A 13099-nucleotide genomic window follows, 5' to 3' on the forward strand; every position below is an offset into this window, starting at 1 on the left:
CACACCCTGTCCGATCATTTGGTATTTTCGTTTTATGAAAAAACCTTACCTGGTTACCGGGCTCGTCATGTCGCTGTTTATAGCGTTGCTGGGGTATGCGCTCCGGCTGAACCGGGAAAATATCGGGGCGTCACTGTTCTCGTTCACCACCTCATTCGTGAATGCATTCCTGAGCTGGCTGCTGGTGCAATACATCCTGCAGTTAAAAAAACCTGCGGGCTATGGCTGGAAAGCCATCGCAGCCATTGCAGGCTGCATGCTGCTCTCGCTTTTGCCCATTATGATCACCAGGCATTTCGCGGAAGTGCGCAGCAGGATAGACGCGGTTCCCAATGGCATGAACGCCATCAGCGTCCTGTTGCTGACGCGGGGATTGGTGATCGGCGGTTTCCTATACTTCATCGCTTACCTGCTGCGGATATCTGAATTGAAACGGCAGTCTGAACTGGAGAACGAACGGCTGAAACAGGAAAACCTCCAGGCCCGGCTGAGCCTCCTTCAGGAACAGGTAAGCCCGCATTTCCTGTTCAACTCCCTCGGCACATTGCAAAGCATGGTGGAAGAGCCCGCCCCGCGGGAATTTATACAACGGCTCTCAGAAGTATACCGCTACCTGCTCAGCAACCGCATGGCAGACCTGGTGCCATTACGGTCAGAACTGGATTTTACACAGGCCTATCTTTATATCTTAAAAGAAAGGTTCGAAGATGCACTGGTAACACAGATCAATATTTCCGAAAACGCCTTGCAGCAGCAACTGCCCCCGGCCAGCCTGCAGTTGCTGATAGAAAATGCGGTGAAGCACAATGTAGCCACCACCGAAACGCCTCTCACCATCAGCATCGACACCACGGAAGCAGGATGGCTGGCAGTAAGCAATTCCCTGCAAAAGAAGAGCCTGGTGAGGAATAGCCTGGGCAGCGGGCTCAGCAACATCATGGAAAGATACCAGCTGCTGGCAGGCCTGAACATTATCATCGAAGAAACCAATACCCGTTTTACCGTACGCATTCCATTGATAACGAAAAGCCAGCAACATGGATATCCTGATCATCGAAGATGAAGCCAAAACAGCGCGGGAACTGAAGAATATGATCCAGCGGCTGGACGACCGGCTGACCGTCACCGGCATTATACCCTCTGTAAAAGCGGCGGCAGACTGGTTCAAAAACAATCCGTCCCCCCAGCTGATCCTGTCTGATATCCAGCTGGCCGATGGACTGAGCTTCGAGATCTTCCGGTCTGTAAACATCTCCTGCCCCGTTATTTTCTGCACCGCCTTCGATTCCTACGCCATTGAAGCTTTCAGCACTTACGGCATCGATTATCTGCTGAAGCCGGTAGATGAAAATAAGCTGGCCGCAAGCCTCCGAAAATATGAACAGATGAAACAGTGGATGGCGCCAAAGAACACCACGGACTACACACAGCTGGAAGCGGTGCTGGCAAAGCTGCAGCCAGCCTATAAAAGCGGCATCCTGGTGTTCAGCAATGAAAAGATCATCCCGGTAAAAACAGCGGATATCGCATTTATACATTCCGCAGGCGGCGTGGTGAAAGTATGTACCAAAAACAAACAATATTACCTGATCAATGAAGTGCTGGACGACCTGGAACCGCAGCTGGACCCTTCCAGGTTTTTCAGGGCCAACCGGCAATACCTGGTGAACAGGGATGTAGTGATAATGGCAGAATATTTTTTTAACCGCCGGCTGGTACTGAAACTGAACATAGAAACTCCGGAGCCCGTCATTATCAGTAAAATGAAAGCCCCGGAGTTGATGGCCTGGATGCAGCGTTGAATAGCGGCTATTCCAGTGTATGCCGGCTGAAAAATTCCCAGATCAGGTCGTTGGCGTCTATCACCTTTGATGGAAGATCGGCCCCCGGCCGCGCCTGCTGGCCTCCCGGCCAGGAATGCCCGCCGTCTTTGGTAAGATAATGCACGATAGACGGTTCCCCGTTTTGATCCAGCCACTGAACAAGTTTATACCGTTCATCGTCGGTCACTACCTGCTGCTCCGGGTTGTAGCGGTTCCGCAGGCTCCATACCCGCAATACCGAATCTACCGGGGAGAAATAATATCCCGCCTTGTTGATGCCGCCGTAATAAGGCACTATCTCATCCCAAACAGAATGCAGGTGGAGGATAGGCACCGCACGCGCCTGTGCCGCAGGCGGGTTGCACACCATGTTGCTGCTCACCGGGGCAATAGCTGCGATCTTGCCGGGCAGTTCCGCCGCGAGCCGGTAAGCCATCATGCCGCCGTTAGACATACCGGTTACATATACCCGCCTGGGATCAACACGGTAGCTGCTGGTCATTTTATCGATAAGGTTGCTGATAAATTGCACATCCGGGATATTGTTCCTCATCGCATAGTCGCAGCAGCTGCCCGCGTTCCAGGAGCGGATAGCCATCCGGCCGTCGCTGGATACACCGTTAGGATATACCGCAATAAACCCCGCCTCGTCCGCTTTCCTGGAAAACCCGTAATGCTCTTCAAACTGTTTAGCATTGCCGCCGGTGCCATGGAGGCCGATTACCAGCGCATAGGTAGCAGTATCTTCATAATATGCCGGCGGAAGGTTCACTAAATAATCGCGGCGCAGGCCGTCTACGTCTATGGCAGCTTCAAAATTCCGCGCCGGCGGCGCCGGATCGTCTTTACATCCGCCGGCCAGCTGCGACATACACAATAGCAGCGCGCCTGGTATAACTTTACTGATCGTTTTCATTTGTTTGATTGATTGTTAACTGGAATGGAAATACCTTTTCTTGTCCTTATGTCCGTTTACTTCTTATCTCCTTCTTCATTTCCTGCTGCATTTTTTGGTACACGGCATACTGGTCTTTATCCAGCACAGCCTTCATCTCCTTGTCCCGCTTGTCGCTGAGCTTGCGGAAAGCTTTCAGCTTCGCCAGTTTTGACCCGCCGGATTCTTTTATACCGGCAAGCTCTTCGAAGTACGCGGTATTGATGACCTTCACCTTTTCCTGCTGGGCCTCCGTCAGGTTCAATTCTGTTTTGTAGGTCTCAAATTTTTCCTGCAATTCCTTTTTTTTCTCCTCTGTTAATTTGGACTGCGCATTTACAAGCCCTGGCGCAAGAACCGCCAGCAGCAGAAACATGATTGTGAATAATGATTTCATGAGTCGATTTTTTTTTCAAAAGTCGGTCATGCATTGAATCATGAAAACAGGAAACCTTATTAACAGGACAAAAAGGCCGATAAAAAGACAAAATCCGCGGCAAGCGCGGATTTTGTTGATAAATATTTCCAGTAAACCGGTCATCACCGCCTCTCCACCACCGGGAACTGCGACACCCTCAAATTCGTACATCCATACGGTACAAGGATGATCTCTTCCTCTTCCTTTGCGGATTCAAACCTGTACGTAATACTGAACGGCAGCGGCCCGGCCATTTCGTTGTACAATTGCCAGGACGGGATACGCCGCGCCCTGGTGCGGATGCTGACCGGCGCATTCTCCAGGTTCCAGGGATATTTGCTCATCGTGGCGCTCCTCTCCACTTTGTAATGTTCTTCCATCTTATCGCGGTCGGTTTGGATGAGACCGTAGTTCCAGGGAGTGGTGGGGCGCACTTCGTAGAATTCTTCGCCGCCATATGATCCTGGCGGATTGGTGTTTTTAACCAGCTTCATTTCCTCTCCGATCTTCAGGCCGTAAGTGATCGGACCACGTTCGATGGAAATGGAATGTTCCTGCCAGGTATTGCGGAAGATGTGCATCGGCAGCGTCAGCTCCACTACATCGCCGGATTTCCATTCCCGTTCTATTTTCACCACCTGGGCGCCTTCGGCTTGCTTCCATGCCTGGCCGTTGATCCTGATGGATGCGCTTTTGCACCATGCGGGTATTCTCAGGTGGAAAGGGAAGTTCACCTTGCCGGGTTTCTTCGGCATGCTGAGCGTGAATTTGATGTCTTCGCTGAAAGGATAATCCGTCTCTTCTTTAATGGTCACTTCCACGCCGGCGGCCTTTGCCTTTACTTCGCTGGGAGAATATACCAGCGCGGCCAGGCCGCCGTCTGCAGTGGCATACCAGAGGTTCTGCGTAAACTTCGGCCAGCCCTGGTGCATATTGGCTGTGCAGCAGGGGTATCCGGTAAGCAGGCCGTAACATACGTCCGTGCCGTCGTGGTTGGTTTCAAAGTTCCGCATCTTGTTCGTGGCCATCACCTGGTTGGCCTGCTGGAAATACTGCCGGTACATGAAATCGTCTGTAGCCTGCGCCGGCAGCGCGTTGAAGGCGATCTTCTCCAGGTGGTCCGCAAAGCCGGGCTGGCCCGTGATCTCCAGCATGCTTTCCAGTGAAAACATCATTTCTACCGCCGAACAAAACTCCGAACCCTGCGTGGGATTGTTGCCATGAAGGGTTTCATCGCCGCCATACAGCCCGTGCGCCATGCCGTTGAATTTGCGGATGTCCGCAAAGCCGGTCTTCACGGCATCCAGGTATTTTTGTTCGGGATGATGCTGGTAATAAATAACCGGCTCCTTGATCCCCTGCGCCAGGTTCACACAGTGAATGCTCCCCTGGGTAGCCAGCATATTCCTTTCGAGGAAGGCGCCCGTGTAATCGAAGGTTTGCCGGTGAATGAGCTCTCCCAGTTCCAGCAGGAAGGCGTCGCCGGTGATGTTGTACAGCCAGTATACCATCATGAGGTTGTCGCCGCCGCGATATTTCGCCCAGAAGGTCCAGTGGTCGAGGGGTTTGGCGGGCAGCTCTTTCAGCTGGTAACGGAAATAATTGGTCATTAACCGGATAACCCTTTTATCGCCGGTGGCGGAATAATATTGTTTGAGCACTTTCAGCATCACCATCTTCGGCCACCAGTCCCGGCTGTTGTCCCGCTGCACGCCGGGTTCAGGACCGTAATCTTTGGAAGGGCCGAAGTAGCCGTCAGGTTGCTGGCTGTTGATGGTCCATTCCACCCAGGGTTTGGTTTTGGCGATCAGTTCCTTGTCGTCCAGGATATAGGCGAGAGGCAGCAGGCCATCGATCCAGTAGGGGCCGCGCTCCCATTGGTCGCCGTCGCCGCCCAGCCATCCGTTGCGGTTGTTCATCACCAGGGGGTAGAGTTTGTCCAGGTTGCCCGTTGCTCCGCTTTTCTGGCGCAGCAACATTTCCTTAAGCCATCCTTCAGCCCTGATGGCGCCAAGCGGCAGCTCCATGTAAGGGTTCTGCCGCAAAGGCGCGCGGCTCCCCGCTGTAGTGCCGTTGCCCTGCTTTTTTTCCTGGGCCGCTGTTTGCAACATCAGTCCTGTACATACAGCAGACAGTATCAATAGTAATCTCATATCCTGCATTTTAGAGCCACAGCAAGTGCGGGCCTAAAGGACAAAATACTTCACAAAATCTGATAAAGAAAGGCCTGCATTTCTGCAAGCCTATCTTTTTAACCCGCCGCAAAGAGCGGCCTGTTGAGTGGGGTGGGAATAATTCAGGACTTAATAAACTCCAGCAGATCCGCATTGATCCTCGCAGCCTCCGTTGCAGGCATGCCATGCGGAAAACCAGGATACGAGATCAGCTTCCCGTTCTTTAAAAGTTTTATCGACTTTTGGCCTGTCAGCGGGAACGGAACGATCTGGTCGTCTTCGCCGTGCATCACCAGCACGGGCACGTCCACGCTTTTCAGGTCTTCCGTAAAATCGGTTTCGGAGAATGCCTTGATGCAATCATAGTGAGCCTTCGCCCCACCCATCATGCCCTGGCGCCACCAGTTGTCCCTGATGCCCTGCGATATTTTTGCGCCTTCGCGGTTGTAGCCGTAAAACGGGATGGTAAAGTCCTGGAAAAATTGTGCGCGGTTGGTGGCCGTACCCTCGCGGATCCCATCAAATACGGATAAAGGAATGCCTTCGGGGTTGTTGGGTGTTTGCACCATGATGGGAGGAACAGCGCTTATCAGCACTGCTTTGGCCACGCGGCCGGCCCCATGTTTTGCCACGTAACGGATCACTTCGCCGCCGCCGGTGGAATGGCCGACGTGTATGGCATTTTTCAGGTCAAGCGCTTTTGCCAGCTCCGCTACATCCGCTGCGTAGGTATCCATATCATGCCCATTGGGGGGTTGAGACGATCTCCCGTGGCCGCGGCGGTCGTGCGCAATCACTCTAAATCCCTTGTTGAGGAAAAACATCATCTGTGCATCCCAATCGTCTCCCGATAAAGGCCAGCCATGATGGAAAACGATCGGTTGCCCGGTTCCCCAGTCCTTGTAATAGATCTCTGTCCCGTCCTTTACTGTGATCTTGCTCATACTCGATTTTTTGATGGTTATTGAAGAATTTAAAGGTAGGTTTTAAACAGATGGAGAAAACAACAGGGTGATTCCGTTTTCGTGGTTTCTTTGGTATGATCGGCGGTTTATTCCTCTAATAACAGGATCATGGAAAGAAGAGTTCACTTCTACCAAACCGGCACAGACCCGCACTAATCTGCGTTTTTCCGAAAAATTCCTGCATTATTTTGCGGGAATTGAAGGTTTTTCGCTACTTTAGGTACAGATCAGCCAATCTGCCGCTTATGCTCAAGAACGAACGTCTAAACGTGATTCTGCATGAAGTAAACCTGCACAACAAAGTGCTGACGACCTACCTGGTAGATCGTTTAGGCGTGTCTGAAGACACCATCCGCCGCGACCTCAACGAGCTGGCCGAAATGGGCAGGATCATCAAAGTGCACGGCGGGGCGCTTTCCAAATCTTTCCACAACTCCTTCAATCCAACAGAAGTATACGCCCGGCCGGAAAAGAAGATCATCGCGCATAAAGCGGCACAACTGGTCCGGAACGGGATGTTCGTACTCACCACCGGCGGCACCACCATCCTGGAGCTGGCCCGCGCCCTGCCGCAACAGCTGCATGCCACCTTCTTTACCGGCAGCCTGCCCGTGGCTTTCGAATATGCCCAACACCCACATATAGACGTGATCCTTATCGGCGACCGCCTGCTTAAAAATTCCAAGATCACCGTAGGCGCCGCCGCCATCGAACAGATACGGCAGGTAAAGGCAGACCTCTGCTTCCTCGGCACCAATGCCATCGACCTGCATGCAGGCCTCACAGATAACGACCTGGACGTGGTACAGGTCAAAAAAGCGATGATCGAATCTTCCTCCAGGGCTGTGTCGCTGGCGATCTCGGAAAAGATCAACACCTCGCAGCAGCTGAAAGTGTGCAATATCAACAGTATCAATACCATCATTACAGAACTCGACCCGGACAACGAACTCCTGCAACCCTACAAGGCTGCAGGGCTGGAAATAATTTAACTACCGGCAGGCTCAGACCAACAAACAACGCAACAACGAAGCACGGCTTTAACCTAACGAAACGCGACCGTAGTGAACAATGACCGGAAGGTGCGGCTATTCATTTCTATGAATAACAGCCCCTGCCAACATCCGTTTTCCCTTTTCATTTTTTATAAACAGATCTCTCATGACAAATCCTTTTAGTAATCCGCAAAGGAGATGGAAAACGTTCCCGTTTCTCCTTCTCTTCCAGCTGACGGCCTGCATTGCGATGGCGCAGGTCCGCTTCAGCGGTAAAGTAACTGCACCAGACGGTTCGGCCATTCCCGGCATCACCGTCGTGCTGCGCAACACATCATCAGGCGCCACTACAGACGGCAACGGCCAGTACAACTTTACGGCCAACGTACAGGGAACGAGCTACACGCTTGAATTTTCGGGCGTCGGGTTCAGGACCCTCAGCAAAACTGTGACCGTTAGCGGCGGCGCGGCCACAGCCGACGCTGTGATGGAAGAAGACGTATTGAAAATGGACGAAGTAGTGGTGATCGGTTCATCTCTCCGCCAGTCGCGCAAGCAGCTGGGCAACACGGTGAACTCGGTAGATGCAAAACAGCTGCTGAACACCGGCTCCGGCAATCTCAGCGCCGCATTGCAAGGCAAGGTGCCCGGCGCACAGATCACCCAGACCTCCGGCGACCCGTCGGGCGGCATCTCCATCCGCATGCGCGGCACCAGCACCATCATGGGCTCGTCTGAACCCCTTTACGTGATCGACGGCGTGGTGATCAGCAATGCCACCACCAATGTGACTAACCTCAACGTGCAGAGCAGCGGGAACCTCGGTCCTGCCGGCAGCAACCGCGGAGAACTGGGCACAAACCGCATGGCAGACATCAACCCGAATGATATCGAGAAGATCGACGTTATCCCCGGCGCCTCCGCATCCGCCATCTACGGCTCGCGGGCAAGCAACGGGGTCGTGCTCATCACCACCAAATCCGGGAAGGCTGGCCAGCTGCGCATCGACTTTGGCACCAGCATCATCATGAACGAGCTGCGTAAAAAAGTGTACATATCCACCTACGGCAAACAATTTGGCTCCACTTCGCTGCGCCTCGGCAACATCAGCGACGGCCCCGCGCCGAACACCGTTTACACCCGCCCTGACGGCCAGACGCGCCGCCTCTCCACCGACCTCGTGGATGTAACGCGTTACGACTACCAGGACCATATCTTCCGGACCGGCTTCGGCACGGATAATTATGTATCTATGAGCGGCGGTACGGAGAAAACGAAATACTATTTCTCCGGCGGCTTTTACAAAAATGAAGGCATCATCCGCAACACCGACTTCCGCCGTTTTAACTTCAAAGCGCGCGTAGACCAGGTGATCAACAAATACATTTCCATCACCGGCGGCGTAGCCTACACCAACAGCTTTTCCAATGAAAAGCCCAACGGCAACGTATTCTGGAGCCCGATCAACTCCATCAACATTACCAATAACATTTATAATATCGAAGAAAGAGACGCCGGCGGCAACCTCAAAGCGGTGGAACCTACGCGCGTAAACCCGCTCAGCGTGATCGAGGATATGTCTCTCACACAGTCCGTCAACCGCACTATCAGCGACTTCCAGGTGAAGATCAAGCCGGTGGAAGGGCTGGGCATCGACTACATTTTAGGTGTCGACAATTTCAGCCAGGAAGGCAACAACTTCATCAAACGTTATCCTTACATTTCCGCGCAGGAAGGGCTGGGATATGCGTCTGTAGCGAACATCAACTCTTTCCTGATCAACAACGACGTCAACATTTCCTATAACGCCAAGCTGGGTGATTTCTCTTCGCAGACCAACCTGGGCTTCAACCACCAGTACCAGAAGATCACGGGACAGTTCAACGAAGGCCGTGATATGTTGCCCGGCATTACCACCATCAACGGCGCCGCCACCAAGCTGGATCCCCGGTATACATCCGACCAGCGGCAGGTATACGGCGCATTCCTCCAGGAAACTTTCGGCTACCGGAATATCTTCTTCCTGACGCTGGCCGCCCGCATCGACGGGTCTACCAGTTTCCCGGAAGACACGCGCAACTACTGGTATCCAAAGGCAAGCCTGGCTTGGAACCTGAATGAAATGGATTTCTGGAAGAACATGGGCACCTGGTTCTCTTCCGCCCGCCTGAGAGGTTCCTGGGGCCTGGCAGGCAACCTGTCCGGCATCGGTTCCTATTCCCGATTCACATCGTATACTTCCGCTTCGCTTAACGGTACTGCCACTTATAACCTCAACCCCGCGCTGGGCAACCCGTTGGTGGAACCGGAGCGCGCCAGCGAACTGGAAGGCGGCGTGGACCTTTCTTTCCTGAACAACCGCCTGGGCATCGTGTTCACCATGTACAACAAGAAGATCGTCGGTAATTCGCTGTTGGTAGAACGCACCCTGGCGCCGTCCAGCGGCGGTTCCAGCCGGGTAGAGAATGTAGGTGACCTTACCAACAAAGGCTGGGAGCTGGGCATTACCGCCACGCCGGTGACGAATAAAAATTTCTCCTGGAACCTTAGCGCTTCTTTGAACCGCAACAAGAACCTGGTAACATCCTCCAGCCAGGTGACGCCTATCACACTGATCAACGTTGCGGGCGCACCATCGGTGATCCTCGCCGGCGAACCCATCGGCGTATTCTACGGCAACTACTTTGAGCGCGACGCAAACGGCAACTGGGCCGTAGACGCGCAGGGCCGGCCTATCGCAGCCATCAACAATCCCACGCAAAAGGTATTGCTGCGCAAGGTGATCGGGAGCCCGCATCCTGACTGGATCCTCAGCTTCGGCAGCTCGCTCGCTTACAAAAAATTCACCTTCAACTTCCTTTTCGACGGGGCACTGGGCCAGGAAGTATTCAATGCAGACCGCCGCACCCGCCAGGGCGTAGGTATCGGGGACATCTCGGAAAAAGAGATCAGGGGCGAACTGCCGCGCGGTTACATCTTTGCCGTTTACAATACAGAAGAATACCGCGTGGAAAGCGGCTCTTACGTAAAGCTGCGCGAAGTGTCGCTCAGCTATGACCTGCCGTCTGTGGCGCGTTTCATCCGCTCTATGACCGTATCGCTGACGGGCCGCAACCTGGTGAGCTTCGACAGCTACGAAGGTTACGATCCTGAAACGAATGCCGGCGGCAACAGCGCCGTGCTCCGCGGCATCGATTTCGGCAACGTGCCCATTCCAAGAACATATCAATTATCGCTTCGCGCCAGTTTCTAAATCCAAATGCTTTGTAACATGAAAACGCATCATATAAAACGATTAGCCGCTGTACTCCTGCTGGGAAGCTCGTTACTTCCCGTCACGTCCTGCAACAAGGAGTACATCAACCCGAGCGAAGCCTCGGTGCCCAGCGTGATCAACAACCCGGACGCGCTGATGACGCTCTGCGCCGGACTGCAATACCGGTATACGATCCGCCGCCAGAGCCCGCTTTACTGTTATGCCGTAGGTGGGGGATACAGCGTGTACGCGCTTTACACCCTCAACATCGGTAACACCAGTGAAAAAGAAATAGAAACGGGCAAAGGTGCCATTACCCTGAATAATTCCTTCATCACGCAGATGTGGACACAATGCCTGCTGACGCGCACTGAAGCAGAAACGGTACTGGCCAACCTCAACGTAGCTGCCGAAGCTGGCGACCGCGTTGGCCTGAAAGCGTATGCCAGCATTTTCTACGCACTCAGCATGGGCATGCTGGTACAATACTATGAGCAGATCCCGCTGGTGAGCGGCCACCATGCCACTTTCAGCCCGCGTGCTGAAGCGCTGAAGAAGGTGATCGCAACACTCGAAAGCGCCGACGCCGAACTGAACAGCACGACGATCAGCACCAAGTTCCTGTCTAAAGTACCCGCCGGCATCGACGCGAAGAACACCATCAAAGCGTTGCTGGCGCGATTCTACAACATCCAGAGCATGATCTCCGGCACTTACAATGCGGCGGACGGCACCAAGGCCATCACTTACGCGCAGGCCGTAGATCCGCTGGTGAAATCTGAATTCCGCTTTTCCACCGCCACCACCAACCCGGTAGGAGAGCTGGCCGCGACAGTGAATGTCTTCGGCGCCATCGACTCCACGCTGGGCCTGCGTAACGGTCTTGCCCCCGTGCCCGCCTCCAGCGACCCGCGCGTGGGTTTCTACATCAGCCGCACGAACGCCACCACTTACCCGCTGAAGGCCTTCGCGCTGAACACCACCGCATCGTACCCGGTATACCTGCCCGGTGAAATGACCCTGATCATCGCTGAAAATTACGCGCGGCAATCGCAGTTCGTCAATGCGCTCTTAGCGCTGAACGCCGTGCGTACAAAAACGAATGATATCTATGGCATTGGCGCCAACCAGCCGCCGTATACCGGGGCAGTGAACCAGGCCGCGATCCTGGCGGATATTTACAAACAGCGCCGCCTGGAGATGTTCATCAGCGGCCAGGAACTGGAAGACAGCCGCCGCTTCGGCCGCCCTGGCCCGAACCAGCCCGGTGAAGAAAGGAACCGCAATTTCTATCCTTACCCGCTGACCGAAAGGGATAATAACCCGAATACGCCGGCGGACCCGACGATTTGAGTAGAATGGAATCAAAAAAAGCCGGTTGCAAAAAACGCAACCGGCTTTTTTGTGGGATATGAAATTTTGTTACGGGTTCGGAGTTGGAATTCATTGGGGTTGTATATGCATTTGCGTATGATTTTCCAATATTTATGATCTTATATGCATTTAGATATAAAATCGCATACCCAATCGAATATTTGGCGCCATGCACTTTACCGGTGAATTAAATATTTCACTAATTTTGCACTCATGAGGATGTCTCCAACACTTTAATACTTCTTCTTTCTTTTACATTTCGCATGTGACAGCTATCGCATGCGCTGTTGTTCCTATTATTCATCCTCATAACATTATTTTATGGAAGAAGTATTGAATTCAATTCAAATAAAACAGTTCATTGAAGAAGGTTTTGTCCGTATAGACAATGCATTTCCCGCTGAAGTCGCCGCTGAGGTCCGCAGTATTTTATGGAAAGATATAGATGCTGATCCCAACGATCCGGCTACCTGGACGAAACCCGTTATCCGCCTGGGCATGTATTCGCAGCCGCCGTTTGTACAATCAGCCAATACGCCAATATTGCATGCTGCCTTCGATCAATTGGTGGGGAAAGACAAATGGATACCGTGTATGAGCATGGGCACATTCCCGGTGCGTTTTCCATCAGCGGAAGACCCGGGCGATACGGGCTGGCATGTGGACGTCAGTTTTGGCGACTCAGCGAATTTTTTAGAGTGGCGCGCAAACTGGCGCTCGAAGAACAGGGCCTTGCTGATGTTATTCCTTTATTCCGATATCGAGGAAAATGATGCGCCTACAAGAATTAAGGTGGGCTCGCATCTGGATATCGCCCGCTTATTAAAATCTCATGGGGAGGAGGGTTTGTCGCTTTTGGAGATGGTTGCACAATTTCCGTCGTTGCCGGAAAGGGAAGAAATAAACGCTACGGGCAAGGCTGGCACCGTATACCTGTGCCATCCTTTTTTAATACATGCTGCACAACGACATCAGGGGGCAGAGCCACGATTTCTGGCGCAGCCGCCGTTATTGCTTAGAAAAGAACTGATGCAGGGAAGCGAAACAGGGGTTTTTTCTCCTGTTGAAATTGCGATACAAATTGGAATAGGCGGGTGAGATAAAAGAGAGGCGTTTGAAGCGCCTCTCTTTTTATTATGAAATAAATTATCAAAAAAGAA

General features: G+C 52.9%; 10 protein-coding genes. 6 read left to right on the forward strand and 4 right to left on the reverse strand.

The window, feature by feature from the left end:
* The first annotated feature begins 34 nt into the window (after positions 1-34).
* Together R3I13_RS05210 and R3I13_RS05215 are read left to right on the forward strand one after the other, a co-directional pair.
* On the forward strand, positions 35-1063 hold the full coding sequence (locus tag R3I13_RS05210) for a histidine kinase (protein ID WP_346316869.1): 1029 nt from the start codon (positions 35-37) through the stop codon (positions 1061-1063).
* Entirely contained in the window at positions 1038-1802 is a 765-nt protein-coding gene (locus R3I13_RS05215) for a LytTR family DNA-binding domain-containing protein (protein ID WP_346316870.1), read from the forward strand. The genes R3I13_RS05210 and R3I13_RS05215 overlap by 26 nt, the downstream gene beginning before the upstream one ends.
* Positions 1803-1809: 7 nt before the next feature.
* On the opposite strand, the gene R3I13_RS05220 is transcribed toward R3I13_RS05215, so the two are convergent.
* From R3I13_RS05220 to R3I13_RS05235, 4 genes are all read right to left on the reverse strand, one after another.
* On the reverse strand, positions 1810-2739 hold the full coding sequence (locus R3I13_RS05220) for a PHB depolymerase family esterase (protein ID WP_346316871.1): 930 nt from the start codon (positions 2737-2739) through the stop codon (positions 1810-1812).
* Between the two features lie 46 nt (positions 2740-2785).
* Positions 2786-3154 carry a hypothetical protein gene (locus R3I13_RS05225; RefSeq protein ID WP_346316872.1) on the reverse strand — a complete coding sequence of 123 codons (369 nt, stop codon included), beginning with the start codon at positions 3152-3154 and terminating at the stop codon, positions 2786-2788.
* 143 nt (positions 3155-3297) lie between these two features.
* A complete protein-coding gene (locus tag R3I13_RS05230) occupies positions 3298-5328 on the reverse strand; it encodes a beta-L-arabinofuranosidase domain-containing protein (RefSeq protein WP_346316873.1) in 2031 nt (676 codons plus the stop codon).
* A 143-nt stretch (positions 5329-5471) separates the two neighbouring features.
* Positions 5472-6293 (reverse strand): alpha/beta hydrolase, encoded by an 822-nt coding sequence (locus R3I13_RS05235; protein ID WP_346316874.1) that lies wholly within the window; start codon positions 6291-6293, stop codon positions 5472-5474.
* Positions 6294-6559: 266 nt separating this feature from the next.
* Between R3I13_RS05235 and R3I13_RS05240 the strand changes: the two genes are divergently transcribed.
* The 4 genes from R3I13_RS05240 to R3I13_RS05255 all read left to right on the forward strand — a co-directional run bounded on the left by R3I13_RS05240 (position 6560) and on the right by R3I13_RS05255 (position 13037).
* Complete coding sequence (locus R3I13_RS05240; protein WP_346316875.1) at positions 6560-7306, forward strand: DeoR/GlpR family DNA-binding transcription regulator; 747 nt, start codon at positions 6560-6562, stop codon at positions 7304-7306.
* Between the two features lie 169 nt (positions 7307-7475).
* On the forward strand, positions 7476-10562 hold the full coding sequence (locus R3I13_RS05245; protein ID WP_346316876.1) for a SusC/RagA family TonB-linked outer membrane protein: 3087 nt from the start codon (positions 7476-7478) through the stop codon (positions 10560-10562).
* Between the two features lie 18 nt (positions 10563-10580).
* Positions 10581-11918 carry a RagB/SusD family nutrient uptake outer membrane protein gene (locus R3I13_RS05250; RefSeq protein ID WP_346316877.1) on the forward strand — a complete coding sequence of 446 codons (1338 nt, stop codon included), beginning with the start codon at positions 10581-10583 and terminating at the stop codon, positions 11916-11918.
* Positions 11919-12260: 342 nt separating this feature from the next.
* Positions 12261-13037, forward strand: coding sequence for a phytanoyl-CoA dioxygenase family protein (locus R3I13_RS05255; protein WP_346316878.1), 777 nt, complete (start codon positions 12261-12263; stop codon positions 13035-13037).
* Positions 13038-13099: the final 62 nt, after the last annotated feature.

It is taken from the genome of Chitinophaga sp. YIM B06452 (assembly GCF_039655965.1).
Taxonomy (GTDB): Bacteria; Bacteroidota; Bacteroidia; order Chitinophagales; family Chitinophagaceae; genus Chitinophaga.